Origin of the sequence: Brevundimonas aurantiaca (assembly GCF_014199955.1) — a bacterium.
GTDB lineage: Bacteria > Pseudomonadota > Alphaproteobacteria > Caulobacterales > Caulobacteraceae > Brevundimonas > Brevundimonas aurantiaca.
On the sequence record NZ_JACHOQ010000001.1, the window covers coordinates 807,673 to 822,419 of the forward strand.

General features: G+C 69.2%; 14 protein-coding genes and 1 other RNA gene. 8 read left to right on the forward strand and 7 right to left on the reverse strand.

Features of this window, described 5'->3' with window-relative positions:
* Nucleotides 1–150: 150 nt before the first annotated feature.
* On the forward strand, nucleotides 151–888 hold the full coding sequence (locus GGQ93_RS03930) for a 3-deoxy-manno-octulosonate cytidylyltransferase (RefSeq protein ID WP_082382548.1): 738 nt from the start codon (nucleotides 151–153) through the stop codon (nucleotides 886–888).
* A 20-nt stretch (nucleotides 889–908) separates the two neighbouring features.
* Here the strand turns inward: GGQ93_RS03930 and nudC are convergent, their stop codons facing one another.
* Nucleotides 909–1,829, reverse strand: a complete 921-nt coding sequence (gene nudC, locus GGQ93_RS03935) for an NAD(+) diphosphatase (RefSeq protein ID WP_183215189.1) — start codon at nucleotides 1,827–1,829, stop codon at nucleotides 909–911.
* A gap of 47 nt (nucleotides 1,830–1,876) precedes the next feature.
* Between nudC and ffs the strand changes: the two genes are divergently transcribed.
* Nucleotides 1,877–1,972, forward strand: an RNA gene (gene ffs / locus GGQ93_RS03940) — signal recognition particle sRNA small type.
* 311 nt (nucleotides 1,973–2,283) lie between these two features.
* Entirely contained in the window at nucleotides 2,284–4,128 is a 1,845-nt protein-coding gene (locus tag GGQ93_RS03945) for a DNA polymerase III subunit gamma/tau (protein ID WP_054763999.1), read from the forward strand.
* Nucleotides 4,129–4,136: 8 nt separating this feature from the next.
* On the opposite strand, the gene GGQ93_RS03950 is transcribed toward GGQ93_RS03945, so the two are convergent.
* On the reverse strand, nucleotides 4,137–5,294 hold the full coding sequence (locus GGQ93_RS03950) for an acyltransferase family protein (protein ID WP_183215190.1): 1,158 nt from the start codon (nucleotides 5,292–5,294) through the stop codon (nucleotides 4,137–4,139).
* A gap of 46 nt (nucleotides 5,295–5,340) precedes the next feature.
* Nucleotides 5,341–5,940, reverse strand: a complete 600-nt coding sequence (gene folE, locus GGQ93_RS03955; RefSeq protein WP_152948939.1) for a GTP cyclohydrolase I FolE — start codon at nucleotides 5,938–5,940, stop codon at nucleotides 5,341–5,343.
* Between the two features lie 355 nt (nucleotides 5,941–6,295).
* On the opposite strand from folE, the gene fliQ reads away from it, so the two are divergent.
* The 4 genes from fliQ to cckA all read left to right on the forward strand — a co-directional run bounded on the left by fliQ (nucleotide 6,296) and on the right by cckA (nucleotide 10,550).
* Nucleotides 6,296–6,559: a flagellar biosynthesis protein FliQ gene (gene fliQ / locus GGQ93_RS03960; protein WP_054764003.1), complete on the forward strand. Its 264-nt coding sequence runs from the start codon at nucleotides 6,296–6,298 to the stop codon at nucleotides 6,557–6,559.
* A gap of 30 nt (nucleotides 6,560–6,589) precedes the next feature.
* Nucleotides 6,590–7,372 carry a flagellar biosynthetic protein FliR gene (fliR, locus tag GGQ93_RS03965; RefSeq protein ID WP_152948941.1) on the forward strand — a complete coding sequence of 261 codons (783 nt, stop codon included), beginning with the start codon at nucleotides 6,590–6,592 and terminating at the stop codon, nucleotides 7,370–7,372.
* Nucleotides 7,365–8,441, forward strand: coding sequence for a flagellar biosynthesis protein FlhB (gene flhB, locus GGQ93_RS03970; RefSeq protein WP_183215191.1), 1,077 nt, complete (start codon nucleotides 7,365–7,367; stop codon nucleotides 8,439–8,441). Before fliR ends, flhB begins: the two co-directional genes overlap by 8 nt.
* 63 nt (nucleotides 8,442–8,504) lie before the next feature.
* The gene (gene cckA / locus GGQ93_RS03975) at nucleotides 8,505–10,550 is read left to right on the forward strand and encodes a cell cycle histidine kinase CckA (RefSeq protein ID WP_183215192.1); all 2,046 of its coding nucleotides are present in this window, start codon (nucleotides 8,505–8,507) and stop codon (nucleotides 10,548–10,550) included.
* Nucleotides 10,551–10,585: 35 nt separating this feature from the next.
* Here cckA and GGQ93_RS03980 read toward each other — a convergent pair whose 3' ends face one another.
* From GGQ93_RS03980 to chpT, 3 genes are all read right to left on the reverse strand, one after another.
* A complete protein-coding gene (locus GGQ93_RS03980; RefSeq protein WP_183215193.1) occupies nucleotides 10,586–11,401 on the reverse strand; it encodes a CheR family methyltransferase in 816 nt (271 codons plus the stop codon).
* A complete protein-coding gene (locus GGQ93_RS03985; protein ID WP_182714674.1) occupies nucleotides 11,398–11,775 on the reverse strand; it encodes a response regulator in 378 nt (125 codons plus the stop codon). The genes GGQ93_RS03980 and GGQ93_RS03985 overlap by 4 nt, the downstream gene beginning before the upstream one ends.
* A gap of 95 nt (nucleotides 11,776–11,870) precedes the next feature.
* Entirely contained in the window at nucleotides 11,871–12,548 is a 678-nt protein-coding gene (gene chpT / locus GGQ93_RS03990; protein WP_183215194.1) for a histidine phosphotransferase ChpT, read from the reverse strand.
* A gap of 108 nt (nucleotides 12,549–12,656) precedes the next feature.
* On the opposite strand from chpT, the gene cysQ reads away from it, so the two are divergent.
* The gene (gene cysQ / locus GGQ93_RS03995; protein WP_183215195.1) at nucleotides 12,657–13,499 is read left to right on the forward strand and encodes a 3'(2'),5'-bisphosphate nucleotidase CysQ; all 843 of its coding nucleotides are present in this window, start codon (nucleotides 12,657–12,659) and stop codon (nucleotides 13,497–13,499) included.
* Nucleotides 13,500–13,503: 4 nt separating this feature from the next.
* On the opposite strand, the gene GGQ93_RS04000 is transcribed toward cysQ, so the two are convergent.
* On the reverse strand, nucleotides 13,504–14,727 hold the full coding sequence (locus tag GGQ93_RS04000) for a hypothetical protein (protein WP_183215196.1): 1,224 nt from the start codon (nucleotides 14,725–14,727) through the stop codon (nucleotides 13,504–13,506).
* Between the last annotated feature and the right edge of the window lie 20 nt (nucleotides 14,728–14,747).

Here is a 14,747-nt window from a genome sequence, read left to right on the forward strand (position 1 = left end):
CGTCTCACCCGTCCCTAGGTTTCCCAACTTCCCCGTCTTGCGCAGAGAAGCCTTCCTTGCCGGATCACGTCTTGCACGGTAGCGCAGGGTTCGCAACCGGCGCGACGAACGCGACGGCGCCGCTCGACCAGGACAGGCCCCGCCAGACCCATGAATCCTCTGATAATGATACCGGCTCGCATGGCCGCCACCCGCCTGCCGAACAAGCCCCTGGCCGACATCGGCGGCCGGCCGATGATCGTGCGGGCCTATGAACAGGCCGCCGCCTCGGGCCTGCCCGTCGTGGTCGCCGCCGGCGATCCCGAGATCGTGGCCGTGGTCGAGGCGGCGGGCGGCCGGGCGATCCTGACCGACCCCGACCTGCCGTCCGGCTCTGACCGCATCCGGGCCGCCGTGGACGCCATAGACCCCGAGGGCGATTTCGACGCCGTGATCAACGTCCAGGGCGACATGCCCTTCGCCGATCCGGGCCTGGCGACCGCCTGCGCGGCCGTGCTGCACGGCGAGCCGGCCTGCGACATCGCCACCCTGGTCGCCGCAGAGGCCGATCCGTCGGACCGGGCCAATCCCGATGTGGTCAAGGCGGTCCTGGCCCTGAAAAGCAACGAATGGGGCGAGACCGAGCGTCAGGGCCGCGCCCTCTATTTCACCCGTTCGACCCTGTATGGCGATGCGCCGATCTGGCGTCACATCGGCGTCTACGGCTATCGCCGCGCGGCCCTGAACCGCTTCTGCGCCGCGCCCCAGTCGCCGCTGGAGAAGCGCGAGAAGCTGGAACAGCTGCGGGCGCTGGAGATGGGGATGCAGATCTGGGCCGCCGTGATCGACGAGGCGCCCCTGTCGGTCGACAATCCCGCCGACCTGGAGGCGGCGCGGGCGCTGGTCTGAGGGCAGATAACGTCTCTACCCTACGCCTCCTCCGCCCAGGCCTTGATCAGGCTGTGGGCGATGGCGAAGGGCGGCGGGGCCTGAATGGTCGGGTGGGCGCCGGCCAGAACCGCCCTCGCCTCGGCCCGCGTCAGCCAGGCCACGCTCTCCAGCTCGGTCTGATCCGGCCGGGCCTGGTCGTCCGAGACCTCGGCGATCAGGCCGATCATCAGCTGTGACGGGAAGGGCCAGGGCTGACTGGAGTGATAGACGGCGTCGATCACCGTCAGGCCCGCCTCTTCCTTGACCTCGCGGGCGCAGGCCTCCTCGATCGACTCGCCGGGCTCCAGGAAGCCCGCCAGGGCCGACATCCGCCCCGCCGGCCAGGCCGCCTGGCGGCCCAGCAGACAGACCGGCTCGGCCCCGCCCTTATAGACCGGCAGCATGATGGTGACCGGATCGACGCGCGGGAAATGCTCGGTCCCGCAGGCCGGGCAGCGCCGCTTCCACCCGCCCGAAGCCGTCTCGCTCAGTGTGCCGCAATTGGCGCAGAAGCCGTGTTTGCGTCGCCAGTCGAACAGGCTCTTGGCCCCGCCCGCCATGGCCGCGTCCTGGGCCGGCAGGATGGCTGCGGCGGCGCGCATCTCATGAAAGGCCCCCAAGCCTTTCACCGGCCCCTCGGCCGGATCAATCGAGCCCTCGAACTCGACGGCGAAGACCGGCGCTTCCTTCCAGAGCCCCAGGAAGACGTCGCGATCCGGAACCATGTCGCGGGCGTGTTTCAGCGACAGCCAGGCCAGGCGCGGCCCGTCCGCCGTCTCCTCGACCAGGGGCCGCCCCTCCCACAGCACCATGGACAGGGCCTCCGGGTTCGCCTCCTGTTCGGCCAGCCAGTCGGGGTCGTTGCGCAGGTCGCCCGCGCGGTCGAGCGGATTGCCGGAGAAGACGTTCTGATGAGCCATGCGGCCTTGTAGCTCTTGATTCCGCCGGCCGCACCCGTCATATCCCCGCTTGGAGATCGCGGGCGAAGGCTTCGCCAACCTGGTCAGGGCCGGAAGGCAGCAGCCACAACGAATTCCCCTTCGGGTCGCGGTCTCTACTCTCTCCTTTTTGTGCGCTAACGCTCGCCGCGCGGCGGCTCGCTGCTTGAGCGCGGCTTGGGGCGCTGACGCTTGCGACGCGGTCGCTCGCGGCTGGAGCGCGTGTGTTCGCGTCCCTCTCCCGCTTGCGGGAGAGGTGGCCCGGCGTCCGCAGAGCGGACCAGGGTCGGAGAGGGAAGTTTTCTTTCAGGACACGTGACTTCCCCCATCGTCAGGCGTGTCGCTGCGCGCCACGACCTGACACTTCCCCCGCAAGCGGGGGAAGGTCCGAAGGAAGCCCTTCGCCCCGCCGCTCACCCGCTGTAAGACTTCGCCCATGAGCGACAACGACCCGAATCTCGACGGCCCGCCCTGGGAAGAGGACGACGTCGTCGAGCGCGACGAGAACACCGACGACATGTTCGGCGCCCCCGCCCCGGCGGCCGGGCCCGTCCCTGCGCCTGCGCCGGCCGCGCCGCCGCCTGTCGCCGCCGTCAGCGAGGATCAGGCCGACGACGGCGCCGCCTATCAGGTGCTGGCGCGCAAATACCGGCCGCGCACCTTCGAGGATCTGATCGGTCAGGAGGCGATGGTGAGGACGCTCACCAACGCCTTCGCCACCGGGCGGATCGCCCACGCCTTCATGCTGACCGGGGTGCGGGGCGTCGGCAAGACGACCACCGCCCGTCTCTTGGCCCGCGCCCTGAACAATGAGACGGAGACGATCGACCGTCCGTCCCTGACCCTGACCGCCCACGGCCGGCACGACGCCGCCATCATGGCCGGCCAGCATATGGACGTGATGGAGATGGACGCCGCCTCCCACACCGGGGTCAACGACATCCGCGACATCCTGGAGAGCGTGCGGTATGCGCCGGTCGAGGCCCGCTACAAGGTCTATGTGCTGGACGAGGTCCATATGCTGTCGACGCAGGCCTTCAACGCCCTGCTGAAGACGCTGGAGGAGCCGCCGCCCCACGCCAAATTCATCTTCGCCACCACCGAGATCCGCAAGGTGCCGGTGACCATCCTGAGCCGCTGTCAGCGCTTCGACCTGCGCCGGGTCGAGCCCGAGATTCTGGTCGATCACCTGGGCCGGATCGCCGAGCGGGAGGGGATGAAGATCGAGCAGGACGCCCTGGCCCTGATCTCGCGCGCAGCCGAGGGTTCGGTGCGCGACGGCCTGTCCCTGCTGGACCAGGCCCTGGTTCAGGCCGAACGGGGACAGGTGGTCAAGACCGAGACAGTGCGCGACATGCTGGGGTTGGCCGACCGCAGCCAGACCATCGCCCTGTTCGAAAGCGTCATGGCCGGCCGCACGCCCGAAGCCCTGGAAAACTTCCGCACCCTTTACGGCTACGGCGCCGACCCGGTGCAGGTGACCAACGACCTCTTGGAACACTGCCACGCCGCCTCGGTGGCCAAGATGCTGGGGCCGAACGCGACCCGACTGCCCAATGACCAGGCGCAGAAACTGGCCGCCCTGGGCGCCGCCATCCCGGCCGCCACCCTGTCGCGCACCTGGCAGATGCTGCTGAAGGCCCTGGACGAGGTGCGGCGCGCGCCCAATCCCGCCGATGCGGTCGAGATGGCCATCGTCCGCCTGGCCTACGCCGCCGACCTGCCGGGACCGGAGGAGGCGTTAAAGCGGCTTCAGTCGGGCGAGCCCTTCGGGGGCGGATCGGCCCCGCGTGGCGGCGGCTCCGGCGGCGGGGGCGGGACCTCGGCCCAGCTGGCCGCGCGGCCGGTCATGGCCCCCGCCCTGCCCGATCCCCAGACCTTCGAACAGGTCGTGGCCCTGATCGGCGAGAAGCGCGAAGTCGGCCTGCAGATGGACGTGGAGCGGTTCGTCAAACCCGTCTCGTTCAAGCCCGGCGCCATCGTCTATGAGAGCGTCGAGGGCGCGCCGGTCGAACTGGCCCGGCGTCTGGCCGGCCGGCTGAAGGAATGGACCGGCCGCACCTGGCTGATCGCCGCCAACGGCCAGGGCGGCGGCGACACCCTGATCGAACGCCAGAGGAAGGAACGGGCCGCCGAGCGCCAGAAGATCGAGGCCGATCCCTTCATCAAGGCCGTGCTGCTGGCCTTCCCCGGCGCCCAGCTGGGCGAGATCAAGACCATCGCCCCGACGGTGGTCACGCCTGAAATCCCCGACGCCGCCGAGGACGACGACGAGGACTGAGGGAGGGTTCAGCCTTCCAGGGAGATGACCGGCCCGGCCTCGACCGGGGCGGACCGCCGTCCGCCGCGCCGACGCTTCAGCCAGGCGCGGACGCGCGACTGGATCCGGTCGTCGACGGCGAAGTGGAAGGCGAAGGCGAAGGCCACAGCCGCCAGGACGCCGCAGCCCCACAGAACCCACTGGGCCGGCTCAGACAGGGCGAAGCGCGCGTTCGCCGCATTGACCACGCCGAACCAGGCGATGCGGACCACTTCGTTGGAGATGAACATGGAGAAGGAGACCAGGGCTGCGGTCTCCACCAGCCTGGACGGGCGGCGCACCGGCACGGCGCCGGCGGCCAGGATGATCAGCGAGATCATCGCCAGCGAGACCAGGGCGGTCTTGCCGAAGGCCTGGGCCAGGACCAGGCCACAGAAGGCGGCGATGCCGATCCAGCCGGCGAAGCGCGGATGGATCCACACCGACTGGGCGAACCAGGCCAGGCTCATGCCCAGGACGAACAGGGGCAGGGCCCGGATGAAGCCGTAGCCCATGGGCATCTGATAGACGGGATAGGCCAGAAGGCTCCAGCACAGCTGATTGGCGACCAGATAGCCGCCGATCCCCAGGGCCAGGGCGCTCCACGGCCCCAGCCGCGTCAGGCCGCGCAGGATCCAGGGGAAGCACAGATAGCAGCCGATCAGGGCCGAGATCGACCAGGTCGGCGCATTCCAGCCCAGGCCGCCGTGCACCCCGTAAGACTGGACCAGCAGCAGTTGGGCCGGCAGCTGGTCCCAGCGGAACCATTCGGGATTGCGGGGTGCGATCCCGACCGAGGCGCTGAGCAGCACCAGGGCGACCAGAGACAGGCCCATGATCAGATGGGCCGGGACGACCCGCAACACCCGCTTCAGGACGAAGTCGCCGTGCGACATCCGCCCCTGGCCGACCGCCGCCCCATAGACCCGCATCAGCACATAGCCGGAATCGATCAGGAAGAAGTTGGTCAGCAGGAAGCCGCCGCGTTCGAACACCGGATGAACCGCCTCAGCCAGCGGGACCGGGCCGGCCGCCTGGAAGTGGTGCAGAATGATCAGGAAGGCCACAATGAAACGCAGGGCGTCCAGCCAGCCGCCCCGAGCGATCGGGGTTGTTTCATTCCGGGTCGAAATCAGGGTCCAGGGCACGGGGAAGGCCTCCTTGGCCCCCTCCCCCGCAAGAGACGGGCCGGGTTCAGCCCCGGACCAGCCTCAGGAACTCTTCGCGGGTGCGCGGATCGTCGCGGACCACGCCGATCAGATGGCTTGTCGACAGGCTGGCGCCCGGCGCATTGACCCCGCGCAGGGTCATGCAGCTGTGCTCGGCCTCGATCACCACCCCGACGCCGTGCGGCTTCAGCACCGTATTGATGGCCTCGGCGATCTCGGCGGTCATCTTCTCCTGGATCTGCAGGCGCCGGGCGAAGCCGCGCACCACCCGCGCCAGTTTGGAGATGCCCACCACCCGGTCGGTCGGCAGATAGGCCACATGGGCCCGGCCCACGACCGGCAGCATATGGTGTTCGCAGAAGCTGACGAAGCGGATGTCCTTCAGCACCACCAGCTGATCATAGCCGCCCGTCTCCTCGAAGGTCTTCTCCAGATAGGACAACGGGTCGGTCTCATAGCCCGAGAACAGCTCGCGATAGCTGCGCGCCACCCGCGCCGGGGTCTCCAGGAGACCCTCGCGGTCGGGATCGTCCCCCGCCCATTCGATCAGGGTGCGCACCGCCGCCTCGGCGTCGGCCTGGGTCAGACGGGAGGCGCGGGCGGTCTTGGGGGGGACGTCGGTCATGACAGGGCCTATAGCGAGCCGAACACGAAAAGCAAAAATCCTACCCCTTACGCTGCGGCGACGCGGTCAGACGCCGGACCGGGAAAAACAGTGTCCGATGTGTCCGGAAATCGGGCGGCGGGCGCCGCTGCGGACGCGAAAAAAACAGTGTCCGATGTGTCCGATCTGTCCAAATCCCCATCCGCCCAGACCGTGGAAGTGGCGTCGGCGCACGCTCGGGTCAAGGCGATCGCAGGACGAACGGATACGCCCGAGGAGTTGGGAGCCAGCTGACGCCCCCACCCCTCTCCCGTTATCTCCCCGTTAACCATCCTCCCGGCATTTTCTGCCCAGTGTGTTTTGGGAGTCTCGGCCGATGAACGGCGCGGAAGTTCTGGATGTGGGGCGTGACGCCATCTGGCTGACGATCCAGCTGTGCCTGCCGGTGCTGATCGTGGGCCTGGTGGTGGGCGTGGTGATCGGTCTGTTTCAGGCCCTGACGCAGATTCAGGAACAGACCCTGATCTATGCGCCCAAGATCATCGCCATCTTCGTCTCCCTGCTGCTGTTCCTGCCGCTGATGGGCGCCCTGTTGGGCGGCTTCATGCGCCAGATCGCCGCCCGCATCGCGGGCATGTAGGGTGGGCGGGTCCGAGACGCGGGGCGTCTGATGGACGGCTGGGCCACCGCCGACCAGGTCTGGGCCGGCGGGCTGATCTTCGCCCGGATCGGGGCGATCCTGATGGTCATGCCCGGCTTCGGCGAGGCCTATGTGCCGCCGCGCATCCGCCTGTCCCTGGCCCTTTTGATCAGCCTGGTCCTGTGGCCCGTGGTGCGGGCGGGCCTGCCCGGCCTGCCCGACGGCCTGGGCGGCATGGTCGGCTGGATCATCCGCGAGGTGACGACCGGCCTGATGATCGGCCTTTTGCTGCGGCTGTTGATGACGGCCCTGACCACGGCGGGCGAGATCGTCTCCCTGCAGACCACCCTCAGCTTCGCCCAGACGGCCAATCCGCTGCAGGCCCAGCCGGGATCGACCATCGCCTCGTTTCTGATGCTGTTCGGGGTGACGCTGATCTTCGCCACAGACACCCACCATCTGTTCATCGCCGGCATGGTCGGCTCCTACAAGCTGATCGCCCCGGCCCAGCCGCTGATGATGAACGACTTCACCGCCATGGCGGTGCGGACCGTGGGGGACAGCTTCCTGTTGGGGGTTCAGCTGTCGGCGCCGGTTCTGGTCTTCGCCCTGATCTTCAACCTGGCCTCGGGTCTGGTGGCGCGGGTCATGCCGTCGTTTCAGGTCTATTTCGCCGCCGCGCCCCTGAGCGTGATCCTGGGTCTTTCGATCTTCGCCCTCAGCCTGGGGGCGCTGGGGACTGTCTTCATCGACCGCTATCGACGCCTGGGCGAGCTGTTCGCGGCCGGGGTGATGGGAGGCGCCGGTGGCTGAAGGCGCCGATCCCGAGTCGAAAACCGAAGAGGCGACACCCCGAAAACTTGAGGAAGCCCGCAAGAAGGGCGATGTCGCCAAGTCCCAGGACGTGGGTCAGGTGCTGGCGCTCGCCGGGGCGGCCTCGGTGATCCTGGGGGCCGGGGGCTGGTTCGCCGGGTCCATGGCCGAACAGCTCCTGCCCTTCATCGCCGCCCCGCACCAGATGCTGGGCATGCTGGATTCCGGAGCGGGGACGCAATTGTTGGCCCGCGCCCTGTGGGCCATGACCCCGTTTCTGGGGGCCGTCATGCTGGCCACCATCATCGGCGGGGCGGGCGGGCATCTGGCCCAGTCCGGCCTGATCTTCACCGGCGAGAAGCTGAAGCCGCAGTGGTCGGCGGTGAACCCCCTGTCGGGGTTCAAACGCATCTTCGGGCCTGACGGCCTGATGCAGTTCGTCAAGACCCTGATCAAGCTGATCGCCGTATGCGTGGTGTGCTGGATGGTGCTGAAGCCCCACACGCGCGAGTTCGAGAACCTGGTGACGGTGAGCCCCCTGGCCCTGTTGCCCCTGGCGCGGGACATGGCCCTGGCCCTGTTCGTGGCGGCCATCATCCTGCTGGGAGCCACCGCCGGCGCCGACTTCATCTGGCAGAAGATGCGCTTCGCCAAGCGGATGCGGATGACCAAGGAAGAGCTGAAGGAAGACTATAAGCAGACCGAGGGCGACCCGCACGTCAAGGCCAAGCTGAAGCAGATCCGCATGCAGCGCAGCCGCCAGCGGATGATGGCCAATGTGCCCAAGGCCACGGTGATCGTGACCAACCCGACCCACTATTCGGTGGCCCTGCGCTATGAGCCGGACCAGGGGGACGGGGCGCCGGTCTGCGTCGCCAAGGGGGTGGACGCCCTGGCCCTGCGCATCCGCGAGGTGGCCAAGGAACACGACGTGCCCATCGTCGAGAACGTGCCTCTGGCGCGCGCGCTCTACGCCACCGTCGAGGTGGACGAGGTGATCCCCAAGGAGCATTTCGAGGCCGCCGCCAAGATCATCGGCTTCGTCTTCCAATCGCGAAAACGCCGGTAACGCCGCCGTAAGGCTTGCCGCCCGATTTCAGCGTATGATCAGCCTACTGATTCGCGAGGCCGCATGACGCCCAACCGCCGTCTTTCGTTCGACCTGCTCTCGGCCGTGATGGCTTTCGGGGCGGTGGCGACGGTCGCCGCCCTGGCCTATCCGGCCTTTCGGGCCAATCCGACCTCGGCGCCGGGCCTGATCCTGATCGTCACCGTGGGGCTGATCGCCCTGATCGCCCTGTTCGGTTTCCGCCGGGCCGAGACGGTCCAGCCGTCCAGCGACGTGGCGGTTGAACTGCTGGACGCCATGGCCGAGCCGGCCGCCCTGGTGTGGGAGACGGGCCAGGTCCTGGCCTTCAACGGCGCCTGGGCCGAGGCCAACGGCGCCACCACCGCCCTGCCCCGCGGCAAGTCGGCCCAGGCCCTCTATATGGCCTTCGCCCAGGCGCGGCGGGGCGAGCCGGGCCACGCCATCGTCCAGATCGGGGCGCGCGAGTTCGAGGTGGTGATCGGCCGGGCCGGCCCCGACCGGTTTCTGATGCGGGCCGCGCCCGAGGCGGTCCTGCCGCTGGCCGCCGTTCCGGCCCAGGCCCAGGGGACGAACGGCGAGGCCCGCGCCATGGCCGCCGGCGCCCCGTTCGGCTCGGCCGTCATCGCGGGTTCGGACCTGTTCGCCGGCCGGGCGGAAGAGGCCAATGCGGCCCTGGCGATCCTGACCGGACCCAACGCCGCGCGCGACGCCGCCTTCGGCCATCTGTTCGATCCGACGGGCGTGGTCGAGGCGCGGGCCAAGCTGGCGGCCGGGTCGTCCGGCCCGATCGAACTGGTGGCGCGGGCCTATCCCGACAAGATGCTGCATCTGTATGTGGCGCCCGAGGGCGAGCGCCAACGCATCTGGCTGTTCGACGTCTCGGCCCAGAAGTCGATGGAGCTGCAGCTCAGCCAGGCCCAGAAGATGCAGGCCGTGGGCCAGCTGGCGGGCGGGGTGGCGCACGACTTCAACAATCTGCTGACGGCCATCCAGCTGCAGCTGTCGGGCCTGCTGGAACGGCACCCGGTCGGCGATCCCTCCTATGAGGGGCTGAACGAGATCCGCCAGACGGCCATCCGGGCGGCGGACCTGGTGAGGAAGCTGCTGGCCTTTTCGCGCAAGTCGACGGTGCGGCGCGAACGGCTGGACCTGGGCGAGCTGGTGGGCGAGTTCGCCATACTGCTGCGCCGGCTGCTGCGCGAGGACGTGCGGCTGGAGACCGACTACGGTCGGGACCTGCCGATCGTTCTGGCCGACAAGAGCCAGCTGGAGACGGCGGTGATGAACCTGGCGGTCAACGCCCGCGACGCCATGCGCGGCGTGGTCGAACCCGGCGACGCCGTCGTGACCATCACCACCCGCCGCCTGACCGCCCAGCAGGCGCGCGAAATGGGCTGGGCCGCCGCCCCGACCGACGAGGTGGCCCTGATCGAGGTGTCCGACACCGGCCCCGGCGTGCCGCCCGAACTGGTGGACAAGATCTTCGAGCCCTTCTTCACCACCAAGGCGGTGAACGAGGGCACCGGCATGGGTCTGGCCACCGTCTACGGCATCGCCCAACAGGCCGGCGGCCATATCTCGGTCAGCAATATCGAAGGCCCCCACGGCATGAGCATGGGCGCGGCCTTCCGCATCTTCCTGCCCGCCGCGGGCGAGGCGGAACTGGCCGAGGTCCAGCCGGTCGAGGTCAAGATCAAGGCGCCGCGCGACCTGTCGGGCGCCGGCCGCATCCTGTTCGTCGAGGACGAGGACGCGGTGCGCGGCATCGCCGCCCGCCTGCTGCGCCAGCGCGGCTATGAGGTCATCGAGGCCGCCGACGGCGAGGAGGCCCTGATGCTGGCCGAGGAGCACGCCGGCCAGATCGACATGATGATCTCCGACGTCATCATGCCCGGCCTGGACGGCCCGTCCCTGCTGAAGAAGGCGCGCAAATATCTGGGCGACGCCCCGGTCATGTTCATCTCGGGCTATGCCGAGAGCGATTTTTCGGACCTGTTGCAGGACGAGGCGGGGGTCTCCTTCCTGCCCAAGCCGCTGGACATCAAGACCCTGGCGGAGCGGGTCAAGCAGGAGCTGCACGCGGGCTGAGCCTTATCGGCTCGGAATCAGTTCAGGCGATCCGATCAGGCGGCGCGGCGGACGGCGGCGGGGGTCTTCACATAGAGACCCTGACGGCCGCTGACGGGGCGGAAGGCGACCGTCTCGCCTTCCAGCCCCTCATCCAGGCCCAGGAACAGACAGCCGTCGTCGACCAGGCGGCGCTCCAGCCCGTCCAGCAGCCGGGCGCGGCGCGACGGCTCCATATGGGTCAGGACGTTGCGGCAGAAGATGACGTCGAACCGCATCTCGTCCGTCGGCTCGTCCAGCAGATTGGCCCGGCCGAACCGGACGATCTCCGCCAGTTCGGGACGCACCCGCCAGTTCTCCTCGTCCGGTTCGAACCAGCGCAGCATGGCCCGCGCGTTCAGGCCGCGCTGAATCTCGAAACCGGTGTAGAGGCCCGCGCGGGCCTTATCGATCGCACGCTGCGACAGGTCGGTGGCGACGATCTCGGCCGCAGCGCCGGCCGCCTTGGCCGCCATGGCGATGGACCAGGCCTCCTGCCCGGTGGAGCAGCCCGCCGACCAGAGGCTGACCCGCCCGCCGGGCCGCGCCTTGGCCAGGGCGGGCAGAAGCTCCTGTTCCAGGACGTCGAAGGGGGCGCGGTCGCGGCGGAACCAGGTTTCGGGGTTCAGCAGGGACTCGATCACCGCCCAGCCCAGGGAGGCGACCGGATGGGCCCACAGATTGGCCAGGAGAGCCTCGACATTGGCGTAGCCTTCGCGCCGCGCGATCGGCCCCAGCCGATGCTCGGCCAAATTCATGCGATCCCGCGTCAGCCTGTAGCCGGCGCGGGTGGCCAAGAGTCCCTGGAGCTTGTCGAAGTCCTCGGGAGTCATGCCGCGATCGCGCCGACCTCCGTCAGCTTGGATTGAAGGATCTCGCCGTCGAACGGCTTCATCACATAGTCGTCGGCGCCGGCCGCAAGAGCCTCCGCGATGCGTTCGGGCCGGGTTTCGATGGTGCAGAACAGCACCTTGGGCCGTCCGCCCTCAGGCAGGGCGCGCAGACGCCGCAGAAAGGTCAGCCCGTCCATCACCGGCATGTTCCAATCGACCAGGATCATGTCGGGCATGACGCCGGTGCAGTAGGACAGGGCCTCGGCTCCGTCCGCCGCCTCATCCACCTCATAGCCGAAGCCTTCGACGATCCGACGCGCCACCTTGCGGATGATGCGGCTGTCGTCGACGATCAGGCAGGTTTTGAAGTTCAAGGCGGGCTCCCAGGCGGAGACGATCGGCCGATGTGCGTCGCTTAATATGGCAGATCGCCAGTTAACGAGTCGTTGGGAAACGCCTGTCGGGCGACCTAAAGGGGCATCCGTGCGACCAGGGCGATCCGCTCTTCCTGCACCGCCACTCGCAGGGTTCCGCCCGCCTCCTTGACCGTCAGCCACAGCCAATAGGGCTGAATCCATTGGCCTGGCAGACCCTCGGTCAGGCGCCGGCCGGTCAGGCCGACGACGGCCTCGGGCTTCAGCCGGGCCCGGGCGCCCTCGGCGAACCCTTCAAGGAAGAGGGCGCCGTGCGCGACCCGCGACTGGATCACCGCATTGCCGCCCAGGGGCAGAGCCCCGACCGTCAGATAGGCCAGGTTGGTGAGAGCCCGCGCCTGGGGCTTGGAGAACTCCTGCTCCTCGATCCGCCAGTCCAGAGAGGCGCGACCGCCCGCCGTCATGCCGACCACCAGATCGCGCAGTTCGCGCGTGGTGAACCGTTCGCTGCTGGTCGCCGCACCAAAGGCCACCCGGGCGAAATGGACCAGGGCCACCATCTTGTTGGCGCTCTGTTCGATCAGGGCCAGGGCGTCGTCGCGCATGTCCTGGGCCGAAGGGTCCTTCATCAGGTCCAGGCCCGAGACGATCGCGCCCGACGGGCTGATGAAGTCGTGGCACAGTTTGGCGGCCACATAGGTCGCCAGCTCCGTCCCCTCGAACGGCAGGTCCAGGGCGGGCGGGGCGTCGTTTTCGGCGTCGGTCGGGATCATTGAGCCTGCATACTCTCGTCGGCGTTCAGGTCACAGTCAGGAGGCGCAAGAGAAGCTGACGTGATTTGCCGGTTCATGGAACCGGCTCAATGGTCTATCGAGCCCGCAATGACGACCTCCCCCTCCCCCGCGACACCCGACAAGACCCTTTCGCGCGATCTGGCCTCCGGCGCCCTGGCCCTGGCGATCGCCGAGATCGCCGAAGACGCCGCCCGCCTGATCCTGCCCTATTGGCGCAGCGACACCGCCGTCGAGACCAAGTCCGACGACAGCCCCGTGACCCAGGCCGACCGCGCCGCCGAGGCCCTGATCCTGGAACGACTGGCCGCCCTCTATCCCGGCGTCCAGACGGTGGCGGAAGAGGCCGTCGCCGAAAGCGGCGCCCCGGCCCAAGCCGAGGACTGGTTCTGGCTGATCGATCCGCTGGACGGCACCAAGGGGTTCGTGCGCGGCGGCGAAGCCTTCACCGTCAACATCGCCCTGATCCACGCCGGACGTCCGGTCGCGGGGGTGGTCACGGCGCCCGCGACGGCGACCACCTGGCGCACCGATGCGCCGGGCCAGGGCGCCTTTCGCCGTCAGTTCGGCGAACAGCAGGAGGGCGAGGCCCATTCCGGCGCCGAATGGCGGCCGATCAAGGTGCGCGACCGGCCGGCCGAGGGTATGGCCCTGTTGAGCCACAGCGTCACCGACGAGGAGGCCGCGCGTTTGGCCGCCCGGCACGGCTGCACCCGCTGGCAGGGCACGGACTCCTCGCTGAAGTTCTGCCTGATCGCCGAGGGCCGGTTCGACGCCTATCCGCGCTCGGGTCCGACCTCGGAATGGGACACCGCAGCCGGTCAGGCCGTGCTGGAGGCCGCCGGAGGGCGCGTCCTGGCCGACGACGGCCAGCCCCTGTCCTACGGCAAGCCCCGCTTCCTGAACGGCCCCTTCGTCGCGATGGGCGGCTGAGGCTTCAAACGCCCGACCGCAACAGCAGCAGGCCCGCGCGTTCGGCCAGGGCGGGAACGCCCATTTCGCGGGCCGTCAGGACGGCCTCGTTCAGGATCAGGTTCAGGCGGCGCGGTTCGGGTCCGCCCAGGCGCCGACGCGCCAGGGCCACACCGGCCAGGCTGATCTGGTCGGCCGCCCAATCGAGCGGGGCGGCGGCGGCCAGACGACGGCGCAGCCGATCCTCCAGCACTTCCAGGCCGGCGCGGTCTTCCATGGCTTCGACCAGGGCGATCTCGCGCGCCAGCCGGCGCTCGCGGACCAGGGCGCCGATGATCAGCCCCTGGTCCTGGGTCAGGACTTCGGCCTGGTTCAGCACCATCAGCGGCAGGGCGTCGCCGCCGGAGCGCAGAACCTGGATCGCCGCCCAGTCCAGCGGGCTGTGATCGGGGGTGAACTGGTCGGCGGCGGCTTCAAACATGGAGCGGCCCTGGTCCTGGGCCTCGGCATGGTCGGCCAGGGCCGCCAGGGCGGACAGGCCGGCGCCGCACATGGCCAGGGCGCGGGCCCGGGTCAGGGGACGGTGATCAGGCGAGGCGCCCTCGACCAATATGCCCAGGTCGCGCCCGGCGTGGTCCAGCAGGCGGGGGTCGCGCTGAATCACCCCGGCCTCGAGCGCGAAGGCGGCCTGATCCAGACGAAGGTCCATATCCTCGCCGGACAGGTCGTGCTGGGCTGCATCCATCAGGGCGGCGGCGTCCATCAGCGCCTTCGCATCGCCGGACAGGCGGGCCTTGCGCGCCTTCAACCGGGCGTGGGTCGCCGCCAGGTCAGCGGCCGTCTTGGATCGGCGCGGACGCCCCGCCCCCGCCACAAGGGCCAGGGCGCGGTCCAGATGAGCCGGATCGCCGCACAGGTCGAAGCGCAGCATCAACCCTTGCGCCTTGGCGCCGGCGGCGCGGGCGGCCTGGTCGTCGCCCTGGGCGTTTCGGACCAGGCTGTCGGCGCAACGGTCGGCGCGGGTCAGGCTGTCGGCCGCCCCGCTGCGGCGGGCGTGCTCGCGCCACAGGGCGGCGGCGCGGACTTCGGTGTCGAAGGGGCGGGCGCAGGAGACGCGGCCGGCGTCGGTGGCCTCGCGCCGGGCCTCGGCGGCCAGGAGATCGACTCCGATCAGTTCGACCCAGCCCAGATCCTCGCTCTCACGAGCCTGGGCGAAGAGTTTGCGAAGATCACGACCGAACTCGAACATAGGATTGAACGCCTTAAAAT

Excerpts from the sequence above, each read along its gene's own strand:
- GGQ93_RS03930 (WP_082382548.1), top strand. The coding sequence starts at position 151 with ATGAATCCTCTGATAATGATACCGGCTCGCATGGCCGCCACCCGCCTG.
- nudC (WP_183215189.1), bottom strand. The coding sequence starts at position 1,829 with ATGGCTCATCAGAACGTCTTCTCCGGCAATCCGCTCGACCGCGCGGGC.
- GGQ93_RS03945 (WP_054763999.1), top strand. The coding sequence starts at position 2,284 with ATGAGCGACAACGACCCGAATCTCGACGGCCCGCCCTGGGAAGAGGAC.
- folE (WP_152948939.1), bottom strand. The coding sequence starts at position 5,940 with ATGACCGACGTCCCCCCCAAGACCGCCCGCGCCTCCCGTCTGACCCAG.
- fliQ (WP_054764003.1), top strand. The coding sequence starts at position 6,296 with ATGAACGGCGCGGAAGTTCTGGATGTGGGGCGTGACGCCATCTGGCTG.
- fliR (WP_152948941.1), top strand. The coding sequence starts at position 6,590 with ATGGACGGCTGGGCCACCGCCGACCAGGTCTGGGCCGGCGGGCTGATC.
- cckA (WP_183215192.1), top strand. The coding sequence starts at position 8,505 with ATGACGCCCAACCGCCGTCTTTCGTTCGACCTGCTCTCGGCCGTGATG.
- GGQ93_RS03980 (WP_183215193.1), bottom strand. The coding sequence starts at position 11,401 with ATGACTCCCGAGGACTTCGACAAGCTCCAGGGACTCTTGGCCACCCGC.
- chpT (WP_183215194.1), bottom strand. The coding sequence starts at position 12,548 with ATGATCCCGACCGACGCCGAAAACGACGCCCCGCCCGCCCTGGACCTG.
- cysQ (WP_183215195.1), top strand. The coding sequence starts at position 12,657 with ATGACGACCTCCCCCTCCCCCGCGACACCCGACAAGACCCTTTCGCGC.
- GGQ93_RS04000 (WP_183215196.1), bottom strand. The coding sequence starts at position 14,727 with ATGTTCGAGTTCGGTCGTGATCTTCGCAAACTCTTCGCCCAGGCTCGT.